Genomic DNA, 22,408 nt, shown 5'->3' with positions numbered 1-22,408 from the left:
TGAATCGAGAGGGAAGGTTCTTAGGCGGCCAGGGCCAATTAGCTGTCCTTCCAAATGTCGCAGTGCGGACCGCAGGCCCGGCAGGGCTGTTTCGGCTGAGCGGTGACCCGGGCGACTTCCGCCTCGGCAGCTTCGACCGCAGCCCAGAGGGTCGGATGGTACCGGTTCTCCGGAAGTCGGCGCGGATAGCAGCCGGTGTTCCAGGAGACCTCCCAGCGCTCCTGCGTGTCCTTGTCCAGGATAAGATCGCTGCGCAGAACGTAGACGATCTGTTCACCCGGGGTCCGGCCGCCGAAGTAGGTGTAGTGGCTCATGCCGGTGGACATGCGGTCGGTCCAGATGAGCGGGGCCGGCTTGTTGAGCGATGCGGCGGTCATGCCTTTTCTCCGAAGCTGTTAGATCGACGCGATGGGAGGTGCGGCCCTTAGGCCGCGATCTGCTCCTCGCAGGGGATGAAGACGTAGTTGGCTGTGACGAGGACGCCGTACTGGGCGAGTTCCTCGATGAAGCGGTCCAGCCCTTCGGTCTGCTCGGCAGTCGCAGGCGAGGCGATCGGCTCGCCGTCTCCATCGAGGGAGTACCAGTTCTCACCGTTGATCTGGTACTCGCGGGTCCCGTGATCGATGTAGAGGCTGTCGATCAGGTGGATCTCGTCTGGGCCTTCCCAAATGAAGGCGCCCTCGTCTTCGTCCCCGAAGCGGGCCGCGACGGCGATCTCCAGCCGAAGCTTCTTGCAGATGTAAGCGAGCTGCTGTGCCAGGCGCTCATGGAGGTCGCGGGCGAAGGCTGTCTTGCAGGCGATAGCCTGAGCCAGAACCTGGATGCGAATGCCGGACAGAACCGTGAATTGCTCGAGGGTGTCCATCGCCTTGCTCCTTTTCGGGGATTTTTTCGATCATCTCTTCACAATCCCAATCGAAACTTGAGATGAGCAGGGATCAGGGCGATGGGGTTTGGAAGTTGGAGCATAAGAAAACCCGCCCTTTGTCGGGGCGGGTTTCTGATTTCAGATCGTGCCCCAAGGGCCGACCTTATTGATGTCGTACCTTTGGCAATGGTCATCGACCGCCCGCTCCGGCGTGTCGCCGGCGGAGAAGGCAGACTGGAACCTGTCGTCCTCGATGCAATCATCTGGCAGGAGGTAAGTGGTCCAGGCGTAGGAGACGGCCTGAGCCTTCCACGCCTCATAGGTCATGGACGGGGTGGTGTGTTGGGTTGCGGCGTCCATCTCAGGCGGCCTCCCCGACCGGGAAAGTGGGGCGCTGAACGACTCCACTTGCGTAAACGGCTTCCAGGTCAGCGAGAAACTTGTCGCCATACTGGAGGCAGCCGACCGCATGGATGTAGCGGGCGTAGCGCTGGCGGCCGAGCTCGTTGGGAAACTCGTGGTCAGTGGCGGTGCTGACGTCGAGGAACTCGCCGACTAGGGTGTCGCGATCGGATCCGATGGTCTTGTCGAAGCTGCTGAAGCGCCGGATCCGCATGTCCAATCTCCTTTTCGGGGTTTTGCCCAATCATTGGTTCATGGGAATGTCCCGAAAGGAGATGAGGCACTTAGCCGGCGAACCCTGGCAGATCGACATGGTAGGGGGCAGGATCATTGCAGACGAAACCGCCGCCCGGAAGTTTCCCGTCGTCCATGTACCGCTTGTGCTGCCTTTTGCAGCGGTCCCTCAAGCTTCGGGTGTACCCGATGGCTTCGAAGAATCCTTTCGGGCTTTCGTGGTCGACCAGCGTGCCGTTCGCCTCAAGGAAAGCGTGCTGGACCTCGTGCTTGATGATGTCGCCTCCGAAGATCTGCTCATAGATCTTCGCGTGGATGTCTGCCTCAACCTGCTCTTGCTCCTTGGCGCTATAGCCATGGATGAGGCATTGGCGACGGAAGCTGTCGAGGGCCCGGAGGTCCCCGAGGGTTTCGGTTTTTACCCGGTGTACGGTCCCTTTGGGATCGAGCACGTAGTAGGTGGTCGTGAAGTGATCGGCCATGTCGGCATCCTATCACTGCAGAACGACGGAGACGCCCTGGGTTTCCAGCGCCTCAATGACGCGGATGACACCGTCGAGAATGGCTGTCTGGTCGCTGGTCCAGAATTCGAACATTAGCCAGTCGGAGCTTTCGCCCTGGAGAAACCAGTTGGTGTCGACGAAACGCCTTCCGTCGTCGTGCCGGGTGAAGCCGTGGGGTGCCGCGCCCAAGTACCGAAAGGCGGTGGCACGGAATATCTCTACGAAGGCGACATCTTCTTCGTCGCTGTCGTTCATGTGGAGCTCAAGGAGCCAGCCCTTGCCGGGGAAGTCCTTGTGGAGCTTCAGGGAGTAGCGGCTCGCATCCATCGTGAGGATCCTTTCGGGGATTTTTCCGATCATCTGTTCGCGGCAATGATCCCGAAATCGAAGACGTCCTCCGTGCTATGGGAAAGCGGCTACTTGGATTGTTTATCGGCGGTGCGCTTGGACTGGATCTCCTTGATGATCATGGGGTGGAGAATCCATCGTCCGGTGCTGGAGACGGGAACAAGGATGCTTAGGCGTGAAAGGGCGGCGGCCCACGCCTGAATTGCGAATTCCGGGAACTCGAATTGAACCGAACTTTCCCGCAGGACAACTGCTTGGTCTTCAGAGATGCGAGTGAAACGGAAGTTGATCCAGTCTCGATCCCGAATTTTCCGGAGCGCATCTTTGATAGTGATATTGGCGGATCTCCCCACAACAGCCTGTTCGATCACGCCGGAGAGGATGGTTGCCTGCCAGTCCCGTGGCGGGACCTTAAAACAACCCGATCCGGGGACATTGTGACCAATAGCCCTCTCCATGCCATCGCTCTTGATGCGGCCGACCGCCAAGCACGCATTGAGGGAGATTCGATGGCTCTCGAGAGTCGCTCGATAGGCTTTCAGAAGAGGAGATACCTGCCGGGAGAGTGTGTCGGCTCGCCGGCGCCGACGGATTTCAAGTTCCCGTTGCCCTTCCCTGATTTTAGGATTGTGGAGCCATTTGCGCGGGGCCGCGTGGAGGATGGCGTTTTCTAGCCCTTCCCGCGAGATGTCGCGAGGCAGTTTGGATAGGTCGACCTCGATGGCACTGATGTCCATTTCGGCCATTATGGCGATTTTGGCCGGCCCGCATTCATGGGTGACGGCAAATTCGACGATGAGATCCCTATTCCCCTTTCGAATGATGACGTCGGGAATGATCTCTCCCAGACGGTTCTCCAGGACGGCGGCGTCAAATTCATAGGATCTTCCTTCGAAGCCCACCCACCGCTCTGAACCGTCCCAAAGGTCCAGGGTCGGCAGGAAGAGTTGTAGCTTCTGTTCCAGAACCTCTTTGGCGAATTTGTGCAGGGCGGTTTCCGGCCCTGTGTTGCAGGGCCGCCCGTCTTCGGTGCCCTGGTGGCCGAAATGGTGGTGTTGGACCTCTCCCTTCCGGGCCACGAGAGGAGCCCCGCAGCCAGGACAGGTGCACTCGCAGGCCGTCCCTCGGGGCACCTCAGAGATGTGAGCGATGGAACCGTCCGGCCTCTGGCCGAGGACAAGGCTTTCCTGGCCGTCGTGGCAGGCGAAGCTGCTTAGGAGTGATGCCTCCATCACCGCAACCGTCCGTTTGAGTCACTGCGGATCATAACACAGGCTGACCAAGCGGGATCCGGCAGGCAGGCAAGGTCCTGACGGTCAATGGTGGGTGGCAGAATACTGGAACGTCAGTTCGGCATGTGGGCTTTTTGCGGAATACCCGATGACGTCGCATCCGCTCTTGGATCTAACTGGGCCGGGACCGCGGAGGATAATCTGGCTTCCCTGCTCCATACCGATCACTTGATAGGGGGCAGGGGCACAGCCGGATTTGAAGGCGTAGGCGGTGCCGATGATCCGGTTTCCTTCGTAGTCCCCTTCGAAAAGGACCGCGCCTTCCTTGACCCCTGCCGCCACGAGGCTGGCCTTTGGCTTGGAATACGTTGCCTTGATTTTATCTCCGACGACAAACCAGTCGATTACCGAAAGGTTGTGCTCATAGATATATAGCTCGCCTGCAGAGGTGGGGCCTATCGCAACCGCGCTCAGAGTGGCTCCAAACAGTGCGCTCATGAGGAGAGGCTTATGGAATATCGGGAACATAGCAGGTAATCCGAGAGCGGAGTCGATCGAGTATTAGTAGCCCCATACCAGAATTCAGATGGGTATAGCGATGAGACGTTTTGGAATCCTGGTCGTAGGGTTAGCCGTGGCAGGACCGGCTTATGCAGCCGAACTCACTCCCGCGGAGCGAGGCGAGATTTGTCGTGCGGCAATGGGCGGCGTGATGGGCAGAAAGCCTTCCATCATGAAAGCCCAGCCCGAAGGAGAGATTACAATCGTCTCCTATAATCGTCCGTCGGATTGGACACTTTGGAAATATCGGTGCCGTCTGGAGGGGACCAGGGTGATCTGGGCCTCAGAAACCGGCCGCTGGCGAACCGATCCGCTGGATAGCGTGGTGACTTTTGAGGTTCTCGACAAGGGTAATCGGGTTCGGATCGTGGAACGGCATGAGGATGGATCCCAAAACGAGTATTCCTATCGTCGGAGTGAGTTGCGTTAGTTTAAGCTGCCTTGAGCACCTTCCCCTCGGCCTCCGCGATCCGGGCCCAAAGGTCGATGTCGGGCTTTCGGGCCTCAGTCGCCGTGATGACGGCGGTACCATTCTGAAGGGCCTCGAAGGTGGTGCCGAGGCTTTCGAGCAGAGCGGGCGTTCTCCAGATGACGGAGATCTCGTCGACAGTCATGTCGCACATGCCGCCACGGCCGCAGTTGTCGTAGAGCATCGTGATCTTTGGCGTCATCACGATGGCATAATAGAAGCAGGCACGGACGATCCGCTCCGACTGTTCACCCATAGACGGGTGGCCCTGAACAAAGAACGGGTCGAACTGATCGCCATTGTAGGCGCGGATCAGGAGGTGGCCGACGTCCGTCATCGGATCGTTTGGGAGATCCTGCGGCTGGGAGGCGGAAGCGTCAGTCATTTCGAACCTTTCGGGGTTTCTCAAATCATCGGATCGATAGGATGATTTTAGAGGAAACAGAGAAACCCTAGGCGTTCTCGGGGGGCCGAGGTCCAAATTCCAGAGGTTTGGCGAAGCGCCCATAAAAAAGAGGCCCCTGTTGGAGCCTCTTTCCGTCGGGTCTGAAACAGACCGATTAGTAGGTGCAGACGTAGCGCATGCCGTTGCTGGCGCGGAACGTTCCTGTGTTCGGGTCGTAGGACCGATACTTGCGGGCGCAGTAGGCCGCCAGACGCGGATCGACTGTTCCGGGAGGCGGGGGCGGGGCAGCCTGTGCCTGGCTGGCAATTGCGCCGGCGATGATGGCGCCAGCGGCCAAACCAAGGACACCTGCTGCGACCGCGCCGCCATTGCCGCCGCGGCGATAGTAGCGAGGGCCGTGATAGTAGCGCGGGCCACCATAGTACCGGCGGTACTGGCTGTAGCTTTCACCCGGATATTCCTTGGTTATATCGGGCGTGTGATTGTGGGGAGCGGCAACGGCCTGGGACATTGGAGTTGCCAGCATAGAGGCGGCAATCAGCAGAGAAGCGAACTTACGCATCGACTTTCCTTGTGGCCTGTTTAGGCCATGGTTCAGAGGGAGTGGCCCGAAGGCCCTTGGGGTTTAGGCAAAGCCCGTCCCTCAACCGAGCTTCGTCAAACGAGAGAAACCTTCCCTATCCGGCATTATTCGAATTCCGGTTTGGCGTCCAGAATCCGAATTATGATGCGTGACTGGAATCATCGGATTGCGTTAATCCGGTATGATCGCAGGGGGTTTGAGAGCACGCCGACTAAAAAAGGCCCCCTTGGGAGCCTTTTGCCGTCGAGCCGGGATTTCGCGTTCAGTAGGTGCAGACGATCCGTTCGCCTGCTCCCGTCAGGTAGGTCCCGGTCATTGGATCGTAGGACCGAAACCGGCGAGCGCAGTAGGCAGCGAGCTGGGGGTCCGTTGTAGCCGGAGGAGGTGGAGCAGCCTGGACCTGCGCTTGGTTGGCGATCGCGCCCACGACGGCGGCGCCTAAGGCCAGCGCCAAGATCCCTGCTCCGATGGCGTCGCCGTTGTCCCGACGGTAGTGTCGAGGGCGGCCATAGTGACGGGGTTCGGCATACTGAGGCCGATACCCGCGCTCATAGCCGGAGTATCGATCCCGGCCGTATCGGCTTTCAGCATGGACCCCGGGGTACCGGGATTGCGCTGTGGCTTCCGCGAAGGAGATGCCGAGAGTCAGCAGGGCGAGAAACAGGGTCGCGATCTTGCGCATCGAGGCTGCTTTCTATTTCGACGATGGAGGGCGAAGGCTGGGCCGGCTCAGTAGTCGTCCCGGCGCTTGGCGGCAGCCCGGTTGTAGGGGACGCCCTTTCCCTTGCGGCGGGTGTCGACGACCTTGTGGGTGCTGCGACCTTGGCTGCGTGCGTTGGCGAGAGCTGCCTGAACCGGGTTGAAGCGAGCCATTGTCTTGATCCTTTCTGGGGATTTTTTCGAAATCATCTTCACGCTCATGATCCGAAATAAGCTTCCGAACGAACCAAGAGCCGTGTTTAGGACGAGTTCGTTTCCCAGAATGGCGTCGTCGCTGTCGCTATCGCCCGAACCTCATTTCCCCGTCCTGGGCGATCCAACGGTGTGATGGCTGATCTTCCGAAAGATGAGCCCCGTATTCGGCGACCGAGAATGTCAGAGAGGGAAACTCGCCCGACAGGTTCAGCAGAGTAGGGCGGGGGTCCAAGTCACCGCCCGACAGGGTGACGATGATCTCATCCGAAGTGTCTTTCCTGATGTCCGGGAAGGAATCCAAAAACTGGGATCTGAATTCGCCGATGGTCGCCTGCGGCCCTGTGATTGCCGCTTCAATGATGAATTCGGACACGACCTCTCCTCCTCTTCCTCCGACGGGCAGGCTCTTTGGGGTTTTTCCCCACGCAGCACCCGTTATCGGTTAGTCGAAGGCGCGAGGGGCTGTGCTGCCGGCGATCGCTGTCTTCTTGCCCGGCGCTCCTTGGAGGTTGGGGTATTTCGCCTCTGAGTATCCGCTGGCGTAAACGCCGCCCGTCGCGATGGCGACCCCGACAACAACCACCAAGCCCAGCCCAGTGGCCCATCCCTGCCTGTGAGCCTTCCACAGAGCCAGCACTGCCGGAGCCAAGCATAGGCAGAGCAGAATGAGACCGAACATGAAAAAGGCGTGGAGGTTCGGAGAGTGGTAGACCGCCCCGATGTCGAAGTCCCGCGGCTGAGGCGGTTCTCCCAGGAAGAATTGCGATAGAAACGAGAACATCGTTTTCCCCCCAAAGATTTCGGGGAGCGTCATCCTCCCCTTTCCCAGTGTTAACCAAAATCAGACGAACTTCGACCGGACTGGTCAACTTTCCCCAGCAATGGCGTCTGAGAGGGGCCATTCCGATTACCCCTGGCGTAATCGACCCGATGCTTTGGGTCGGCCATTGTTCACATGCCGGTGAGGAGCCGGCGTAATAACGAATTCGTAATCGAGGCCTCAATAGAAACCGCCACAGGCCATTCCTACCTTGGTGTGGCTGTTGGGCTGGGGCTTTTCCGCCGCGTCGTCGGCATACGTGGAGAACACGCATGACACTGGAACAGGGGCCCAGAGACGGTCAAAAGGTGATGGTTTCTTCCCTAGATCTTAATCAGGTCAGGGATGCAGTAAGAGAGGTGCGGGCCTCCCATCCAAGCAGCGTCTTGGCGGACCTGGTTGAGGAGAAGATCCAGGCTTTGGAAAGCGCCTCACACCATTTTGTGAGCGGCTTCTTCGAGGACTTTCGCATCAGCCGCCCGCTCAATTCTTAGTGACCGGACGGGTGCTCCAGGCACCGGCCTGAGCAGGACCCATCTCCGAGACAGTCACAGCATGGATCATCGTCCTTGTGGACGCCCGTGCCGTTGCACTCGTAGCAACGGGCACCGCTGAGCCAGTCTCGCTCGCCGGTGCCCTCGCAGTGTGGACAGTCGTCCATGGACGCTCTCCGGGTCAGTGAAGAGGTCCAAGGCGTTCGGTGATTTTCCCGATACGCCCCGAAATAGAAAGGCAGGCGTTCAATTCGGCGATCACCGGCGGCGTGAGGGAAGCGACTGGGATCTCGACGAGCCTCATCTGGTTGGCACGCTCGTACCAGCCGGCCGCCCGGAAGGCTTCGCGATGTTTGATAAACTGTTCCTCGACCAAGTCGGCGGGACCGTGCTTGTGGAGCGTTCCGCCCAGGGCGGTGTCGGTGTCGTAGAAGAGGCCGAGCTTCCCCTCAGGGGGAAGGGTGTAAACGGTGTCCGGCCCACTCATCAGATAGAGGTTGCCGTCAGTGCCCATCCCGTATTGGGGGGTGTGCCAGACCTTCTGCAGGACCTCGAGGGCGTTCCCGACGTCGTAGAACGCGTCACCGATCCTCTGCTTCACCAGGATTTCGGGCCCGAGATTGCCGGTGTCGTCGAGCAGGGAGACAAAGGCATCGCCGAAGGGTTCACTGACCAGAATGGTGCGGGTCGGCGGGTCGATGTAGAGTCCCATGTAGTCGGTCTCGGTGCGGAGCATGAGCTCGGTGTAGACCGCTCCGGCGGTCTCGGCGTCCGGGAACACGAAGCAGCGGTGGGTGGCAATCAGGTCGGTGGCAGCCGCCATTGGCGCTATCCTTCTATTGATGTCGGGGGAGGGTGGCGGCTTAGGAGCGGAGGAACGCCACGTCCTTCTGGAACTTCAGGTTTCGGCCCTCCGCCTCGGTGAGGCCGACGAACTCGGACGAGGAGAAGCTAATTTCGTCCGGATAGTAGTCGAACAGCTTCACTTCATTGCCGTCCTCAAGGGTGGCGTGGACCTCCGGTAGCGGGCCGAACGGCGAGCGCGAAATCGGAGTGATGCGAGCGGACACGATCTTCTGGTCGGACATAACGGGGTCTCCTGCTGTTCGGATAGGACGGATCGGTGGCTTCAGCCCTGCTTGGGCTCGACGAATTGGATCTGAAATTCCCAGGACTGGACTTCCTGGTTCTGCTGGTTGCGCCAGGTGCGCTTCTTCCAGTAGCCGCGGACCACGACGGCCGTGCCCTGATCCATCGGGGCGAGCATCACGTCGATCTCGGAGCGCTCCCGGAAGAAGGGGGCGAAGTAGGTCCCGCTGAAGCGGCGGCCGCGCTCATCAGCCCCGTGGAAGGCGACGATCTTGTCACCCGATGTCGTGAACCGATGCATCGGGAACTCACTCAGGGTCACGGTGATCGTGTGCTTGGACAACTCCTCACGCTTCTTGGCGTCCTCGGCTATCTGCGCCTGAAGGTCGGCCGCCTCCCGGGCTGCCCGCTCCTCCGGGGTGAGAACCTTGATCTTCGAGAAATCGAACGCCATGGCCGTGTCCTTTCGGGGATTTTCATCTCAGATTGTCTGCCCACCTCAGGAGGACAGAAAATCCGGATAGATCAGCGTCGCTTCCGACCCGGATGCCGGACGGCCTGACGGGCTTCCTCGGCTCGAAGGCGGAGGAAGGTTTCTCGAGGGCCGGATGGCTTATCCCGCAGAGTCACGAATGCTGCGGCCATTCGCGATGCGAGCGTCTCCCTTTGAATCCGGATGACGAGAGCCTGACGGGGCCGATAGAGGCGAGGGTGCATTGTGAACCCTCCTTTAGGCCGCTTCGAGCATGTAGCGCTTGTGCGCCGGCATGACTCGGAGAAGGGCTTGCCGCGCCAACCTCTGCATCGCAGTGGCGATGACGATCGGTCTTTCCTCGCCGGCCAGAACACGGTTGAGAGTGTCGATGGTCTCATGGTCGAGTTGCTCGACAGTCACAAAGGCCTTGCTCGCCCGAGGGGCCTCCGTGCCGAGCTCGGTATAGAATGCCTTGAAAGAGGCTTCCCTCTCTATAATCATCTCGACCCGCCCGTGGCGGAGGATCTCGATCTGGGTGTCGTCGATGTGCTCCCAGAGGATGCCGAAGGACGCCTTGCGGTCAAACCAGAACGTCGGCTCGCCATTGACCGACATCATCAGGCCCTGCGGAACGATGTGATAGCGAATATCGGGCACGGCGGACTTCCTTTCTGGGGATTTCATCTCGGATTTTCCGATGATCCCGAGCTGGGAAAGGTGGTCAGGACACGACAGGAGAGATCCATGTCGTGCTCGACGAATTCGATGACATCGAGAAGCTCGGCGACGTCATTGACGACACGGAGAGACACGCGCTGCGAGTTGACTGTCGCCGCCTCGGGGTTGAGCCGAAGGTTCCGGAGGGTGTCGAAGGACGCCTCATAGCCGGAGATCGGCTCTGCAGGCGGTAGGAAGGCTCGATCCCGGAGGGCGATCCCAAAGGCGATCTGCTCCTCGGTATGCTGGAACCGAAGATCGGTAATGTGGCACTCGGACGGACCTTTCCGAGCATCGACTTTCAAAATGACGCGGGTGATCGGCATTGAGGGCTCCTCCGTTTCAGGCGGCGCAGCGGAAGAGGCCGTGTTCCTCGTCGATATAATCCTCAAAGGCATAGTCGGGGGTTTCGAACGCTTCGATGACCCAGACATCCTGAAGGGGAAGGCTGACTGTCTCGCCCTCGACGTTGATACCGGCGGCCCGGAGCATTTCCTGAACCGTGTTCCCGTCCACTTCGGAGACCTGAACCATGTTGTTGATCACGTCATGGCTGACCGGAATGATCCCGGCAGGATCAGCATTCGTGACCGCTGTGAACGCGTCCATCGCCGTATGGAAGCTCAGAAAGGAGAACTGCCGGAACATGCCCATTTCCGTTGCTGGAGCCGCTGCTGCCATCGTCTTTCTCCGGGGATTTTGATCTTGATGAACTCGCGATCTTGGACTGGAGAAGGAAGCGAGGCCCCAGGTGGAACAGGGGTTTGTGATCCCGCGCACGAAAAAAGCCTTCCGACCCGGAGGTCGGCAGGCTTTATCCCTCAACTAAATTATTGTCTTTCCGACTAGGCGGCCTTCTCTTTGAGGTCGGTGCGCTCGAAAGCTTGTTTAATCACCTCGTTCCACCGACGGAGGATACTTGCGTCGGTGCAGTGGAAGAACCAAAGCGGATTAGCAATATCTGAGACCTCGAAGTAAAATCCGCTGTTGGCGTCGGCTTCTTCCTTCGCGATCTTATTGGCCATGCCGACCTGCCAAGCGACGACCGGGCTAGCTCCATAGGCGCTGACAACGTCGCGCCCGGGTATGTCCCACCACGCTTTCCGAATAGCTTCCAAAGGAATTGCTCCGAGCTTTCCTTCACGAACAATGAGCAAGGTGTTCCCAGCAATCGCAATACCCGACTTGCGGCTAATGAAACTGTGGAGTTGAACTGGGCTCGACGCAGCTTTCGCCATAGCCGCAAGTTGTGTCTCCTGATCAATCCGGTTTGCCCGCTTACGGAGTAACTTATAGCCAATGAAGAACACGGCTAACAGGGGCAGGTATTGGGGAACCATATTCAGCGAAAAGGGGAACAGACTATATAGCCCGAGCCAATATGCTATCTCGCTAGACGCCGCTGCAAGTATGTATACGTCCAATAGCGGCAGGGTCAAAGCCAAAGCCAGCACCGCTACCACTGCCAATACTGTTACTGGCTTTGCCGATAACAGGTCGTATTTAAGCTTCGTTACAGGGATAGTGTTCATGATGCGCCCCCTTACGTCATTTAACGATTTTCAGATCTTAGGTCTAAATCGGCCTTCCGAAATAATACCCCATCTTAGGGGGGTATATCCATGATGGGGCCGCAGCTTTCAACTAGAAGTCCTTGAAATGGTTAGCGTCTCTCACGCGTACCACCAGCCTTTCGGCTGGCCCTGTTCGTCGGTCCAGATTCGATAATGCGGCCAGGACCGGGCGAGCTCGATGAAGGCCTCTTTGGGCTTCATGTTGAACTTCTCGGCATACTGAGCAGTCGAGAAGACCTCGGAGAATGCGAAGGCGCGGCGCTTCTCATAGGAGAGGTGGAGGTTCTGGCCCCCGTGCTGCTCAGCAAGGGCACGGATTTCGGCATTGGCTCTTTCGGCAAGCGCACGGACCTGCTTTGCGCGCTTGGCAACTTCGATATTCTTCACCTGAGTTTCGCGCTTGCCGTCACCGTCGCAGGCAAAGCAGAGGCCGGGGATACCATAATGGACCCGGATGTGGGTGGTCATGCCCGTGCCGCCGCAACGGGTGCATTCGTGGGGAGCCGCCTTTGCCATCGCTCAATCCTCTTTCGGGGATTTGGATCAAATCGAGTTCGATCCTTCCGGGAGGAAGGCGCCTGAAAATTCCTCCACAGGTTCAATGGAACCGGGGAGGCGAGAATAGTATTGAACCAGTAGGACAAGCGCTTATGTTTGTCATTGTCAGGCACGCTGAACGAGCGTGAGACACCTCAGGAGGGTAGGAGAAGCGCTCCTGAGTACCCGTACCGGCCGGATGGGAAGCTGTTAGAGCTTCAAAGCCGCGACGTTCTCAAGCCAGAGCTAGCTCTTCCCTAGATCTCACGATCTATGGCCATAGGTCATTTCGCGGAGAAATCCGATGGAACTGACCATCGACATCGACGTCGCGCGGATCATCTGGGCTATCGCCTGCCTGATCTGGACGCTGAAAAAGTGAACGTTGCTCTCGGCCTTAGGGCCGGGAGCAATCCGCGTTGGTAACACTGGCCTTCCGCAGCATGGCCTCATAGGAGCAATCACCTGAAAGGGAAGCCTCCCCCTGAGACGGAACGTCCTCTGCGATGGGCCGAATATCGCGAAACCGGACATACATCCACGGTGACAGGCATTTGCCTGGCAGTTCCGGCTCAAAAACCCAAAGGGTTTGCTCGGTCTCAGTGTATTTGGACTGGAACACATGCTCTAGAGTGAGCCGCCCCGTGACGCCGATGCAGGGCTTGTTCCAGGTGGTCATCTCTGGGTGACCAACATAGCGAACCCGCTGGCCGACGGCGATGGCACCGTCGGCTCCCTCATTTGGATCGGACATGGAGCGATCTTAGGCGGCTTGCTGGCGCTGGCGAGCGTAGAAGCCGCCGATGGCGCGAAGCTCGGCCTCGGAGCGCACCCGCTTGGAAGGCTTTTTATCGGCCTTCTTAGAGCGAGGGACATACTGGCCGGTTTCGCGCAGCATCTTGAAATACTCCTTCGGCGGCAGATACGGCCGATCGTACTTCTTCTTCTCGGGAGTGCTTTCCGCGACCGTCGGCGCAGCCGGCGTCTCAGTGGCCGCCGGGAGATCCGAACCGAGGACCTCGGTGTCCTCAACGAGTTCCGCTTCGACACCGTTCTCGTTGGCAGATACCGTCAGCATCTCGAAATGCGCCGGCGGGGCCTTGTAGCCTTCAACCTGCATCCAGCAGTCACCAGCCACGTCGAGATACTCGAGCTCGGAGGCCGGGATGGTGAACGGCTCGGTCGAGTAGGCCATCTCCCGGATACCGTGGTGCTCGACACCGCCAGCCAGCGACATGATGTCGACGATCTCGGAGATCGAGTCGGCGTTGAAGCCAATGATCGTGAATGGGGCATTCTCGGCGTTGACGAGGTCCGAGACGCGGATGGCGTTGAGATCGCGGCCGAACAGGAAACCGTCGATCAGTTCCTCATTGTCCATGCGGAAGAGCTGGCTCTTCAGACCGGCCTCGGCAATCGAAGCCAGGCGCTGGGTCTCGACGACGGTATAGATGATGTCAACTGCGTCCATGATCTTCTTCCTTTCGGGGATTTAAAATCATCTTCCTTCACGAACGGCCCTCGAAAGAGGTTACCGTTGGGCCTTGTTCTCAGTAACCGAGTGACTGGGCGGTCTCGGCCATTTCCGTGAGCGACGCAGTGCTCACGTACTGATAGACGGCGTCGAGCTGCTCGGCGGTCGCATCCGGGTGGGAAGTGACGGCGCCGATCCAGCGGGCGATGGACTCAAGCTGAGCGCGGGAAATCTTTTCCATGGGAAGGCCCTCGTCATTCCGAAGCGGTGAATTTGTCTGATCCGTCATGGGCCGATTTCCTTTGGGGGATTTCAGCAATCCGATGATCGCTTGTCCGGATTGAGGCAAGACGACAAAACCGCCTTGGGGGCAGGGCCTTATGAGAGAGGATTTGTCCTCTCCCCTGAGCAAAAGGGTTAGGGAGCGGCTTCCATTCAGCTTTGATAGAGCGCCTCGATCAGTTCCGAGGGCATGCGGAAAATCTCCCGCAGCTTTCTGAGGTCGCCATTGGCACGCTCCCACTCGGTTTTCAGGCGGTCAAGCGGGGCCAAGAGCCCGAAGGCGAACTGCACGGCCTCGCGGTGGCACTGCTCTTCCTGCTTGGTCTTCGGATAGTGCCGGACGATCAATCCGGCGTCGGCGCCGTGCTTCTCCCGGACCTTCGGAGCGTGAAGCACGTAGTGGCCGATGGCCTTGGCGACCTCGAGGTTTGCCCGGGGGAGGTCTGGGTTATCGGACGGCTTGAGCAGAACCAGGAAATCCCGGTTCCCGTAGACAACGAGGCTATCACTGTCATCGCTGGGCATCGCGCCGATGACCACATCGGCAAGGCCATTCATGATCCCGGTCTTGCCGCCCATTTGGCCAATCAAGGTCACAGCCGGGGTGCCGATCGTAAAGCCGCCTTCCTTCGCGAACTTGGCTGCCTCGGCGAAGATCTGATCCCTTGAGAGCCCACAGGGGATAGGATCGTGTGCGTTGCGGGGAAGGCGCATTCTCAGTGCTCCAAGCCTTTCGAGGCGGGGTCGACAGGGACAGCAACGGGGTCCGATGTCTGTGTGATGGAGTCGCCGAGGCCGTCCCAGTAGGCGGCCTCCCAGGCTTCCGTCGCTGTGTTCCACGGGCCATTATCGGCGTCGTTCCCGTCAGGGTCATTGAAGACGAATTGACCCGGAGCCTTCTCATTGACCGTGTAGCCGTGGGCAGCTGCGATCTCGGCTCTGCCCTCAGGCGTCAGAGCAACCACCGATAAGGCCGTTTCGTCGCGAGCTGTATCATTCAGGTACTGCGTCAGGCTAGCAGCCTGGCCTGATGTCTCTGCCCATTGGGCGATCAGGATCAGGACGCTGCTGCTGTTCCAGCCTGCTTCCTGAGCTAAGGCCTCAATGGTCTGGTAGGTGGAGTTCATCGTGCTTGTCCCTGTTTAGAGGCAGTGAGGATTTCGGCTTCGCCGAGCGCCTGGTCCATGCAGGCGACGAATGAGGCCCTGACAGATTGGGTGTCGTATGGGCGCGGCGTCGGCAGGGCCAAGAACCCTGCTTCCAGCATCTTCTCGGTCGGTTCTTTGAAGGTCTGAATGACCGATTTGACGATCTGGAGGGTGTTTTTCCGCCGGTCGGCGATTTCCCGAGCCAGTTTTGAATCGGTGAGCGGGAGGCTCTCTGCGGACCAAGCAACTGGGTCGAGCCGCTTTGCGGCTGCTATCACAATGTTCGTATCGGTCATGCGTGCTCTTTCAGCTTGACTGTAAGGAGGGCTGGTTTCGAGCGATGTGCGCCGTCATACGTGGCGGCGATTTATTTCGAGCTTTGCTCGGTCGGGCGGGTCATAGTCCCGCCCGAAGCCATGGCAGCACCGCGATTCAGGCGGCTAGTCCTTAGCGCCTTCAAGGAGCGGCTTCTTACAGGAGAAAATCATCGCGGACCAAAAACTTCCACCGAGCTCCGCGACTGCTTCTGTGTCGAGAAGCTGATCTTCAAGAATGTCCTTGCCGATCGAAATTAAGCTCTGCAAATTTTCGTAGTTCGGTGTTGCCGCATTGTATCCCGGCAAAGCCGAAAGGAATGGCGCTGGCGCAGTCGCCACCAAGGACAGGTATGCGCTGTTGAGGCTATCGCAGCATTGGGCTGACTGGATGTCCGAGGGATCATCGTTCAGCTTCATCGCAAGGGCCTTTCCAGGCGGAAGAGCCATGCGATGACAGCCATTTCGGATCGTGATGTATTGGAAGGTGGCCTTGACAACCTTTGGTGCTGCTTTGGACGCGTAGAGCGCCTTTTTGATGTTTTCCTTCATCTCCCAGAGCCTATGGCCCTGTTGGATTTTGCTCTCAGCCCGAGTTGGGCTTGGAAGAAGAGCGACAAGCGCGAGGATGATCATTGCAACGATTTTCATGGGGATTTTACCTTCCTTTCTCTCGAAGCTGACATGATGAGACATGCCTATCAGGCAGCTTCTGGAAGGTTCCTGAAACCCACAAACCCGGGGTGACCACGCTAGCTAAGGGCCGTGATCTTTTCGATTTCGCCGGGTCGCACCCACAGCAGGGTTGCGGTGTGAGGATGAACGAGATCGATGCTGTCATCGTAGACTTGTTCAATCTCCATTTTGGTCCCGGATTGGAAAGTCTCACCTTCAGCACTCACCGCCTTGGTGAGTTGGACCGTTTCTCCGGGGCGGAATCCGTGGGAGAAGATGTCGCCGGTCAGCGTCATCTGCAGGATCGTGTGCTCGATGTTCTTAAGCACGATGGCTCGGGCAATATGAGGGAGCACGCCAGCCCTGTCGGGATGCTCCGGCTTTTCCAGATCACGGGCTACTTCCCGCAGGATCGATGCTGCGTCCGGATCCTCGAAGGTAGAGAGGGCGGCGTCGACTGAGCTGGTGAAGTGCTTGATGCCCTTGAAATCGTCCCGGCCGGCGATCTGCAGATCGATCCATTTCGGCCAGGGAAGCGTACGGGATTCGGGATCGAAGAACTGAAAGATCCGGGCATCCAGAGCGCGATCAGGGCCGCGGCTGGCCTTCAGGTCGGCATGGAGAGCTTTGAGCGCGGATAGTTTATCGGCCACGGGCGTTCCTTTCCGCTCAGGCAGTTTGGGGCAGATCGGACCAGGTGCTGGTCGCACGGGTTGGCTTGTAGAGGACGGCCGATGCCTGACCGACGTTGTCGCGGATCCAGACCTGCCAGAGCTTCTGGGCTGCCTTGGCGATGAATTGTGAAAGTGCGGCCTCGTTCGGAGCTTTCACTTCCATGATGTCCCAACCCGGGCGCTGATCCCACGGGTGTCCGGCATTCCGGTGGACGATGAATCCGTTAGCCATCGCTATTCGCCTTTCAGACGTTGAGAGCGACACGGAATGGGGCGGTCGAAATTATTCGGACGCCGTTTTCGAAGAGCGCAGCGCGCTTCCATCGGCGGTAGCCATTGCGGCATTGCCGCTTGACTTCCCCGACGTAGCCGATGGCTTCGAAGAAGGCCGTGGGGGAGGCATGCACGATGACCTTGCCGGAGAAGCGGGGGAAGGCCTCGGCCAGTTTCCGGCGCTGCTGTTCATCCGCCGGAAGGTCGGGACTGACCTGAGTAAACTCGTCGATGGTGCCTTGAAACTTGGTCGAGAAGCCCGTCGCCGGCCAATGTTTCTTGAAGGATTCCATTGAGCCGATTTCCCGATAGGTCCGTGCTGGAACTGTGTGGACCGTCCCGTTCGGATCAATGGAGTGGCACAGGTCTTCGAAAGCATTGCTGGACATCGGGCCTCTCTGCCGCTGATCATTTTTGGGGATTTGATCTCGGAGGATCTTCGCTCGATGGAATCGAGAGGGGGCAATCCATCGGGAGAGAAGGCGGGGAGGGTATCCACCCCGCGCTCTCACGTTCCGGGCCTAGGTCCGGTAGGTATAGATGATGGTGTTGACCTCGGCGGAAAACTCCTCCCATCCCTTGGCAAGGGCAACGGGATCGTCGCCGATCAGCATGAAGCCTTCGGCATCGTCGTCAGGGTCATAGAGAACGTGGCTGCCGTTCACCGTCTTCTGGACATCCAAGGCGCGGGCCATCAGGCCGTCAGGAAGGTCGGTCTTCGCCAGAAACTCAGCCCACGGGATGATGACGAGCCCATAGGATTCGACAGTCTTAACGTAGTCGATTTCACCCGGGGCCCCCGATGTCGGCCGCGGAGCCGGCTGGGCGCCTTCGACCAGGCTGGCCTGTTCCGCCTTGGGTGTCATAAGCCCCCAGTCCCCGAAATAGACTGTAGCGCCGGTCAGAGGGTTCTTGTCGTTGTCGTGCCCGTTGAATCCCCGGACCTCGACGCAATCCTCAGCCATGCGGAGGGTAAGGGCATTGTCGCCAAACGTTTCCCAGCCTGTGAGCTGCTGGGCAGCGAGCAGATCCTCTTCGGTAGCGAAGTGGATATTGATGTTCCCGTAGGTGCCGTGGATGCCCTCGACCCCCTGAAGGCGGGGGCCGTCGAAGCCCCAGTCGTCGAGGTTCTCGTCGAGGCGGGTTCGACCATGGAGCAGATAGAGTTCTTGCATGGGTTTTCTCCCTTAAGGATGCGCCCATGCAAAAAGCCGACCCTGAGTAGGGCCGGCTCTGGCATTCTACCGGGTCCGAGGGAGCTAGTCGGTGAACCTGGCTCCATAAAAATAACCGTCAGTCCAGACGAGGCGCACCTGAGCGATGGCAGCGTGGCTCGGGATCTTGAGCTCGAATGTGACTGGAACATCGGCAGGTTCAGGAAAAACCAGCCGAACACCCTTTTCTGAAAGGTCCCATACGGTGCACCGCTGCGGCTCGTGGGGTGGATCGGCTGTGATCCACCCTTCAAGGTCAGTACGATAGCGCTCACAGGATCGGCGTTCGGGCAGGCCAACGCGCATGCAGGCATCCTAGGATTGTGGAAGGCACCACATAGAATGGCTGGCTTGTGCGAGGGTTCCGCCTGCCTCCCGGCTCAATCGGCTATGGGCAGCCTCGGGCAAGCCTTGAATTCCTTGAGGTCCGCTTGGATTTGCATGGCAGTCTCCTCCCACATGAGCCAACGGACGCGGGTATAAAACTCCTTCATCATGTCGGCTTCAGGATCCTTGGGCGCATCCCTGACCTCAGAGGGTTCGGTTGGCGCCGACGCGAGGTCCTTGAAATCGGCTCCAAGGACGGTACCGCCGTCGCTGTAGCCATAGCCCTGATTGGCGACCCTCCGGAGGTCGTCGTAGGAGAAGAACGTCATCGTGAAGTCCGGCCCCAGGTGTTCCGGCCGGTCATTCTCATGGAAGATTGCGATCCCGTGGTCGCCAATATGGAGGTGACGGGCGTCCCAGAAGCCCGAAACGCAGCGGCCGATGGTATGAAACAGGCTTTCGCCCGGACCGCTGACTTCGAGCGCGAACGCCTCGAAGACCATGGGGTCGAACAGGAAGGTCTCTTCGGTCACGAACAGATGGGCGGGTAGGTCCCGGATCGTGATGGTATCTTCGCCCATTCGGACGAGCGCCAGATCGGCTCCATCCTTCTGAACAACCACGCCGCGATCGCTGCCGAGGAGCGGCAGGGCCGTCTTCAGGAGGTTCGGATAGAGGGCGGCGGAGAGGCTCGAGGCGAATTTCACCGTCAGCATATGCGAAGCTCCTTTTGGGGAATTTTGGATATCCAGATCTCAGGCCTCATCGTGAGATCCGAGAGGAGACCTTCCCGGAATCCGGTGTGCCTCACTCAAAAGCAAAAGCCCGTCTTAGGGACGGGCTGGTTGGTTATCCTGTGTCGATTACTCGGCGTATGGCGCGGTCAAGACCTCGGCGATGGCCTTAGCCTTGCTCGGGCCGATTCCGTCGACGGCTCGGAGTTGGGCCTCCGTGGCGTTGGCAACGGCCTGAACGGATCCGAAGTGCTTTAGCAAGCGGCGGGCAAGGTTGGCCGATATTCCGGGAAATCCTTCCAGAACGAAGGCTGCGGCCTTCGCAGCGTGTTTTGGTGCGGTGCCCCGCAGGGGAATATCGTAGCCAAGCCCGTAGACCCGATGTCGGACCAACTTGGCGATCATGTAAACCGAATGGGGAAGGGAGAGGGTCGGGAGGACAGAGACACCTTGGATCACGGCCAGGTATGAGAGCGTGCCTGCGATGTTCGGCAGGGTCAGCCGCTGCTGGCCGTACACATCTCCCTCCAAGAGGAGAACCGAGGATCCAGGGACCATGGTCATGGCGTCGGTCTGATGGAACAGCCGGCGGGCATCCTCGGTGATCGAGACCACCAGATCGCTGATGGTCTTTCGTTCGATCGTGAGGAGGTCCGGAATGACGTAGTCGCCGACTTCGAGCTGTTCTTCCTGGACGATAAGGTTATGAATGGCCCGAAGCCGATCCTTTAGTTCGGCTGGCTCGCGATGATCGACCAAGAGTGTGGTCGGCTCGGGGATCGGGTGAGCCATCGTGTCGGCATCAAGCGCTTCGGCATCTTCCGAGGTCCAATGCCCGGCATTTATCCCGAATGGAACGGTTGCCACGATAGGAGTACCAGTTGGCGGCTTGCCTTTGGGAACAGGTGTCCTGGCGATTTCGATGAGTTCGTCCCAATCGAGACGCTGAAGGCCATAGGCGTCGAGCAGGGCACGTTCGACGACGGCGGATGTTAAACCGCCGGACGTTATCTTGATCTGCTCCCTTGCTCCCTTCTGGAGCCACACCTTATCCGTCGTATTGAGCCCATTGATGTAAATTCGCTCGAACCCGTTGGGCGCTGTCCAGAGGTTTAACCGAATGGGCATAGAAAAAGGCTCCGATCCATAAGGAGCGGAACCTTACTTTCGCTCTCCGTCAACGGAGAATACGCGTCAAAACTGTGGGACGGGGAATGCCCGGTCCAGCGCCGGGTTCTCAATCCGCCACTGGGCAGAGCGATCGTGAGCTCTCTCCTCATCCTTTATAGCGGCCAGCGCCATCAGGACGTCGCCGGCAAACCGGGGTTCATTGGCTTGGGATAAAGCAGCAACGGCCTCCTTCAGGGTGCATTTTGCCAGGGAGCGAAGCTCACGAACCCTGGCAAACAGGGACGATCCCTTGACGTCTTCAGAGAAGTTCGGGAACTTTCCTGTAAGCTCGTAACACATCAGGGCCGATTGAGCCTTGTTGCGGGCCTCATGCTCACTGGCGTAGGCCGGGGGCACCTCAATCTCGGCCAGAACGGTCTCTGATCCTTCGTGCGGGAGCATTTGGATGTTGAACCCGAACAGTCCTGCGGACTGGGTGATACCGGACATGCAGGCAGAGAGGCTCGCCATTTCGATCATCCTTTCTTCCGGGGATTTCCGGATCTGTTGCTCACATCCCGCCCGAAACGAATTAGGAAACGGTCTAACCGTATTATATTTCGGTTTTCAGCAAATCTCCACCGCACTTGCCGGTTGGTTAACAACGACACCACGGATGAATGCGGGGCGCTCCTGACGCAGGCCGCGATCAGGGATCGAAGGCTGAACGGCCACAGGCCGGTTGGGCGGGCACTCCGGGTGGGGCATCATGGCAAGAGGTGCGGCAGTCAGGACCGGCATCCCATCGGGACCAGGCTTCACGGTCTTCTGCAGAACGATGAAGCCGCCAGGAACCCGCCCCTGTAGGATGACCTGAGCGTCCATTCGAACCGGAGCGACGCTAGGCGTGGGCTTCACGCCGGCCTCGAATTCATCATAGGTGAGATTGTCGTTTTCGGCGCGCAGCATCATTCGTCCGATCCTTCGATGGGCGGTGAAACGGAATGGCGGAAGGGAGGGAAGACCGTTTAGGCGGCCAGGACCTGTGCGTCCGGCCCGGCTTGGCTGATCGCGTATTCGGCGATCTCGAGGAGACGGGCGGTGTCCATATCAGACACCTTGTCGAGCCGCTGCTCGCAAGCGGTGGCGAGTTCCTTTGCGGAGAGCGCGTGCGGATTGTCGGTGTCATAGCTGATTCCGACATTCCGGAGGGCCTCAACGGCGTGGCTTCCTGTCCACTGTACCTGCGGGTCGTCCGTGCGCTCGGCTTCGACCCGCAGGATCGGCTTCGCGCCGTTGTAGGCCATGTCGTCCCGGGTCTCGACGGTTACACCCAGGCTGTGTTTGATCGCGAAGGTCAAATGATCTGCGACTTTGACCTGCAGATCCGAGCTGAGGGTCTGAACAGCTTCGGCGACGCCAGTCGGGTTCGACCGGATGGCGTAATAGCCAAACTGGCAGTCATCGAGGCCGATGAAATCGGGATCGGCGGTGCCGACGGCCTTGATGGCTGTGACGATCTGCACGGCCTCGTCGCGGGTGAGTTCGATTTCACGCTGCGGAGCGCCCTCGATGGCGAATACATTCGGGAGAAGAGCGGAAACCGTGACGGACATCGTTGTCATCCTTTCGGGGATTTCTTCAACAGCGGGTTCGTCCCCAAGGTGAGAAACTTGCCCATTCGGTCAGGGCCCGGCTCCTTCCTCATGATCAACTTGATGGACCAACTGCCGGTAGCTGACCTCTCCCCCCTGCTGGCGCACCTCCTCAATGGACGGCAAGCCGTGGTTCATATGGGAGTATGTCTGCCGAACGACGCTGTTCCCCTCTTTGTAGACGTGGATCGAGTCTGCAAAGAACCGCGTCTGACCCTTCAGCGCGGCGTGCTGCTGGACGATGGTGTTGTACTGGTCGGCCGTGATGTCAATGCGGATTGTACGCTCCAAAACAAGGCCC

General features: G+C 59.0%; 42 protein-coding genes. 2 read left to right on the top strand and 40 right to left on the bottom strand.

Features of this window, described 5'->3' with window-relative positions; genetic code table 11:
• Window positions 1-38: 38 nt before the first annotated feature.
• From OC446_RS14665 to OC446_RS14630, 8 genes are all read right to left on the bottom strand, one after another.
• Complete coding sequence (locus OC446_RS14665; RefSeq protein ID WP_262029769.1) at window positions 39-377, bottom strand: hypothetical protein; 339 nt, start codon at window positions 375-377, stop codon at window positions 39-41.
• Window positions 378-424: 47 nt separating this feature from the next.
• Window positions 425-865: a hypothetical protein gene (locus tag OC446_RS14660; RefSeq protein ID WP_262029768.1), complete on the bottom strand. Its 441-nt coding sequence runs from the start codon at window positions 863-865 to the stop codon at window positions 425-427.
• A gap of 141 nt (window positions 866-1,006) precedes the next feature.
• Window positions 1,007-1,228, bottom strand: coding sequence for a hypothetical protein (locus OC446_RS14655; protein ID WP_262029767.1), 222 nt, complete (start codon window positions 1,226-1,228; stop codon window positions 1,007-1,009).
• 1 nt (window position 1,229) lies between these two features.
• A complete protein-coding gene (locus OC446_RS14650; RefSeq protein WP_262029766.1) occupies window positions 1,230-1,484 on the bottom strand; it encodes a hypothetical protein in 255 nt (84 codons plus the stop codon).
• Between the two features lie 70 nt (window positions 1,485-1,554).
• Window positions 1,555-1,986: a hypothetical protein gene (locus OC446_RS14645; RefSeq protein ID WP_262029765.1), complete on the bottom strand. Its 432-nt coding sequence runs from the start codon at window positions 1,984-1,986 to the stop codon at window positions 1,555-1,557.
• A 12-nt stretch (window positions 1,987-1,998) separates the two neighbouring features.
• A complete protein-coding gene (locus OC446_RS14640; RefSeq protein ID WP_262029764.1) occupies window positions 1,999-2,334 on the bottom strand; it encodes a hypothetical protein in 336 nt (111 codons plus the stop codon).
• 89 nt (window positions 2,335-2,423) lie between these two features.
• On the bottom strand, window positions 2,424-3,434 hold the full coding sequence (locus OC446_RS14635) for a hypothetical protein (RefSeq protein WP_262029763.1): 1,011 nt from the start codon (window positions 3,432-3,434) through the stop codon (window positions 2,424-2,426).
• Between the two features lie 237 nt (window positions 3,435-3,671).
• Window positions 3,672-4,085: a hypothetical protein gene (locus OC446_RS14630; RefSeq protein WP_262029762.1), complete on the bottom strand. Its 414-nt coding sequence runs from the start codon at window positions 4,083-4,085 to the stop codon at window positions 3,672-3,674.
• Between the two features lie 100 nt (window positions 4,086-4,185).
• Between OC446_RS14630 and OC446_RS14625 the strand changes: the two genes are divergently transcribed.
• A complete protein-coding gene (locus OC446_RS14625) occupies window positions 4,186-4,578 on the top strand; it encodes a hypothetical protein (protein WP_262029761.1) in 393 nt (130 codons plus the stop codon).
• A gap of 1 nt (window position 4,579) precedes the next feature.
• Here OC446_RS14625 and OC446_RS14620 read toward each other — a convergent pair whose 3' ends face one another.
• The 6 genes from OC446_RS14620 to OC446_RS14595 all read right to left on the bottom strand — a co-directional run bounded on the left by OC446_RS14620 (window position 4,580) and on the right by OC446_RS14595 (window position 7,335).
• On the bottom strand, window positions 4,580-5,002 hold the full coding sequence (locus tag OC446_RS14620) for a hypothetical protein (RefSeq protein ID WP_262029760.1): 423 nt from the start codon (window positions 5,000-5,002) through the stop codon (window positions 4,580-4,582).
• 175 nt (window positions 5,003-5,177) lie between these two features.
• On the bottom strand, window positions 5,178-5,585 hold the full coding sequence (locus tag OC446_RS14615) for a BA14K family protein (RefSeq protein ID WP_262029759.1): 408 nt from the start codon (window positions 5,583-5,585) through the stop codon (window positions 5,178-5,180).
• Window positions 5,586-5,868: 283 nt separating this feature from the next.
• The gene (locus tag OC446_RS14610) at window positions 5,869-6,288 is read right to left on the bottom strand and encodes a BA14K family protein (RefSeq protein ID WP_262029758.1); all 420 of its coding nucleotides are present in this window, start codon (window positions 6,286-6,288) and stop codon (window positions 5,869-5,871) included.
• A 47-nt stretch (window positions 6,289-6,335) separates the two neighbouring features.
• Window positions 6,336-6,479 carry a hypothetical protein gene (locus OC446_RS14605; protein WP_203447067.1) on the bottom strand — a complete coding sequence of 48 codons (144 nt, stop codon included), beginning with the start codon at window positions 6,477-6,479 and terminating at the stop codon, window positions 6,336-6,338.
• A gap of 127 nt (window positions 6,480-6,606) precedes the next feature.
• Window positions 6,607-6,894, bottom strand: coding sequence for a hypothetical protein (locus OC446_RS14600; protein ID WP_262029757.1), 288 nt, complete (start codon window positions 6,892-6,894; stop codon window positions 6,607-6,609).
• A gap of 69 nt (window positions 6,895-6,963) precedes the next feature.
• The gene (locus OC446_RS14595; protein WP_262029756.1) at window positions 6,964-7,335 is read right to left on the bottom strand and encodes a hypothetical protein; all 372 of its coding nucleotides are present in this window, start codon (window positions 7,333-7,335) and stop codon (window positions 6,964-6,966) included.
• A gap of 278 nt (window positions 7,336-7,613) precedes the next feature.
• Here OC446_RS14595 and OC446_RS14590 point away from each other — a divergent pair, with 278 nt between their 5' ends.
• Window positions 7,614-7,835: a hypothetical protein gene (locus OC446_RS14590; protein ID WP_262029755.1), complete on the top strand. Its 222-nt coding sequence runs from the start codon at window positions 7,614-7,616 to the stop codon at window positions 7,833-7,835.
• 181 nt (window positions 7,836-8,016) lie between these two features.
• Here OC446_RS14590 and OC446_RS14585 read toward each other — a convergent pair whose 3' ends face one another.
• From OC446_RS14585 to OC446_RS14460, 26 genes are all read right to left on the bottom strand, one after another.
• Window positions 8,017-8,658 (bottom strand): hypothetical protein, encoded by a 642-nt coding sequence (locus tag OC446_RS14585; RefSeq protein ID WP_262029754.1) that lies wholly within the window; start codon window positions 8,656-8,658, stop codon window positions 8,017-8,019.
• 40 nt (window positions 8,659-8,698) lie between these two features.
• Window positions 8,699-8,923, bottom strand: a complete 225-nt coding sequence (locus OC446_RS14580) for a hypothetical protein (protein WP_262029753.1) — start codon at window positions 8,921-8,923, stop codon at window positions 8,699-8,701.
• 41 nt (window positions 8,924-8,964) lie between these two features.
• Window positions 8,965-9,378, bottom strand: coding sequence for a hypothetical protein (locus tag OC446_RS14575; RefSeq protein WP_262029752.1), 414 nt, complete (start codon window positions 9,376-9,378; stop codon window positions 8,965-8,967).
• A gap of 276 nt (window positions 9,379-9,654) precedes the next feature.
• Window positions 9,655-10,056: a hypothetical protein gene (locus tag OC446_RS14570; RefSeq protein ID WP_262029751.1), complete on the bottom strand. Its 402-nt coding sequence runs from the start codon at window positions 10,054-10,056 to the stop codon at window positions 9,655-9,657.
• A 23-nt stretch (window positions 10,057-10,079) separates the two neighbouring features.
• On the bottom strand, window positions 10,080-10,442 hold the full coding sequence (locus tag OC446_RS14565) for a hypothetical protein (protein ID WP_262029750.1): 363 nt from the start codon (window positions 10,440-10,442) through the stop codon (window positions 10,080-10,082).
• A gap of 16 nt (window positions 10,443-10,458) precedes the next feature.
• A complete protein-coding gene (locus OC446_RS14560; protein WP_262029749.1) occupies window positions 10,459-10,797 on the bottom strand; it encodes a hypothetical protein in 339 nt (112 codons plus the stop codon).
• A gap of 164 nt (window positions 10,798-10,961) precedes the next feature.
• On the bottom strand, window positions 10,962-11,648 hold the full coding sequence (locus OC446_RS14555) for a hypothetical protein (RefSeq protein ID WP_262029748.1): 687 nt from the start codon (window positions 11,646-11,648) through the stop codon (window positions 10,962-10,964).
• Between the two features lie 141 nt (window positions 11,649-11,789).
• Window positions 11,790-12,206, bottom strand: a complete 417-nt coding sequence (locus OC446_RS14550; protein WP_262029747.1) for a hypothetical protein — start codon at window positions 12,204-12,206, stop codon at window positions 11,790-11,792.
• Between the two features lie 418 nt (window positions 12,207-12,624).
• The gene (locus OC446_RS14545; protein WP_262029746.1) at window positions 12,625-12,981 is read right to left on the bottom strand and encodes a hypothetical protein; all 357 of its coding nucleotides are present in this window, start codon (window positions 12,979-12,981) and stop codon (window positions 12,625-12,627) included.
• Between the two features lie 9 nt (window positions 12,982-12,990).
• Window positions 12,991-13,698: a hypothetical protein gene (locus OC446_RS14540; RefSeq protein ID WP_262029745.1), complete on the bottom strand. Its 708-nt coding sequence runs from the start codon at window positions 13,696-13,698 to the stop codon at window positions 12,991-12,993.
• Between the two features lie 79 nt (window positions 13,699-13,777).
• The gene (locus OC446_RS14535) at window positions 13,778-13,990 is read right to left on the bottom strand and encodes a hypothetical protein (RefSeq protein ID WP_262029744.1); all 213 of its coding nucleotides are present in this window, start codon (window positions 13,988-13,990) and stop codon (window positions 13,778-13,780) included.
• A 146-nt stretch (window positions 13,991-14,136) separates the two neighbouring features.
• Window positions 14,137-14,562 (bottom strand): ImmA/IrrE family metallo-endopeptidase, encoded by a 426-nt coding sequence (locus tag OC446_RS14530; protein ID WP_262029743.1) that lies wholly within the window; start codon window positions 14,560-14,562, stop codon window positions 14,137-14,139.
• A gap of 137 nt (window positions 14,563-14,699) precedes the next feature.
• Window positions 14,700-15,110, bottom strand: coding sequence for a hypothetical protein (locus OC446_RS14525; protein ID WP_262029742.1), 411 nt, complete (start codon window positions 15,108-15,110; stop codon window positions 14,700-14,702).
• Window positions 15,107-15,427 carry a hypothetical protein gene (locus tag OC446_RS14520; RefSeq protein ID WP_262029741.1) on the bottom strand — a complete coding sequence of 107 codons (321 nt, stop codon included), beginning with the start codon at window positions 15,425-15,427 and terminating at the stop codon, window positions 15,107-15,109. Before OC446_RS14520 ends, OC446_RS14525 begins: the two co-directional genes overlap by 4 nt.
• A 144-nt stretch (window positions 15,428-15,571) precedes the next feature.
• Window positions 15,572-16,096: a hypothetical protein gene (locus tag OC446_RS14515; protein WP_262029740.1), complete on the bottom strand. Its 525-nt coding sequence runs from the start codon at window positions 16,094-16,096 to the stop codon at window positions 15,572-15,574.
• A 101-nt stretch (window positions 16,097-16,197) separates the two neighbouring features.
• Window positions 16,198-16,773, bottom strand: a complete 576-nt coding sequence (locus OC446_RS14510; RefSeq protein ID WP_262029739.1) for a hypothetical protein — start codon at window positions 16,771-16,773, stop codon at window positions 16,198-16,200.
• A gap of 16 nt (window positions 16,774-16,789) precedes the next feature.
• On the bottom strand, window positions 16,790-17,026 hold the full coding sequence (locus tag OC446_RS14505; protein ID WP_262029738.1) for a hypothetical protein: 237 nt from the start codon (window positions 17,024-17,026) through the stop codon (window positions 16,790-16,792).
• Window positions 17,027-17,039: 13 nt separating this feature from the next.
• Complete coding sequence (locus tag OC446_RS14500) at window positions 17,040-17,456, bottom strand: hypothetical protein (RefSeq protein WP_262029737.1); 417 nt, start codon at window positions 17,454-17,456, stop codon at window positions 17,040-17,042.
• Window positions 17,457-17,588: 132 nt separating this feature from the next.
• Window positions 17,589-18,242 (bottom strand): hypothetical protein, encoded by a 654-nt coding sequence (locus OC446_RS14495; RefSeq protein ID WP_262029736.1) that lies wholly within the window; start codon window positions 18,240-18,242, stop codon window positions 17,589-17,591.
• Window positions 18,243-18,326: 84 nt separating this feature from the next.
• The gene (locus OC446_RS14490) at window positions 18,327-18,587 is read right to left on the bottom strand and encodes a PilZ domain-containing protein (RefSeq protein WP_203447046.1); all 261 of its coding nucleotides are present in this window, start codon (window positions 18,585-18,587) and stop codon (window positions 18,327-18,329) included.
• A gap of 74 nt (window positions 18,588-18,661) precedes the next feature.
• Window positions 18,662-19,324: a hypothetical protein gene (locus OC446_RS14485; protein WP_262029735.1), complete on the bottom strand. Its 663-nt coding sequence runs from the start codon at window positions 19,322-19,324 to the stop codon at window positions 18,662-18,664.
• 147 nt (window positions 19,325-19,471) lie between these two features.
• Window positions 19,472-20,470 (bottom strand): ERCC4 domain-containing protein, encoded by a 999-nt coding sequence (locus OC446_RS14480; protein ID WP_262029734.1) that lies wholly within the window; start codon window positions 20,468-20,470, stop codon window positions 19,472-19,474.
• A 66-nt stretch (window positions 20,471-20,536) separates the two neighbouring features.
• Complete coding sequence (locus tag OC446_RS14475; RefSeq protein WP_262029733.1) at window positions 20,537-20,992, bottom strand: hypothetical protein; 456 nt, start codon at window positions 20,990-20,992, stop codon at window positions 20,537-20,539.
• A gap of 87 nt (window positions 20,993-21,079) precedes the next feature.
• Window positions 21,080-21,424 (bottom strand): hypothetical protein, encoded by a 345-nt coding sequence (locus tag OC446_RS14470; RefSeq protein ID WP_262029732.1) that lies wholly within the window; start codon window positions 21,422-21,424, stop codon window positions 21,080-21,082.
• Window positions 21,425-21,480: 56 nt separating this feature from the next.
• A complete protein-coding gene (locus tag OC446_RS14465; RefSeq protein ID WP_262029731.1) occupies window positions 21,481-22,068 on the bottom strand; it encodes a hypothetical protein in 588 nt (195 codons plus the stop codon).
• Window positions 22,069-22,137: 69 nt separating this feature from the next.
• Window positions 22,138-22,398 (bottom strand): hypothetical protein, encoded by a 261-nt coding sequence (locus OC446_RS14460; protein ID WP_262029730.1) that lies wholly within the window; start codon window positions 22,396-22,398, stop codon window positions 22,138-22,140.
• Window positions 22,399-22,408 lie beyond the last annotated feature (10 nt).

The organism is Microvirga sp. Mcv34, from assembly GCF_024519725.1.
In the GTDB taxonomy this organism is placed as follows: domain Bacteria; phylum Pseudomonadota; class Alphaproteobacteria; order Rhizobiales; family Beijerinckiaceae; genus Microvirga.
Note: the sequence above shows the minus strand (reverse complement) of the source record. Positions and strands in the feature narration are given on the sequence as shown.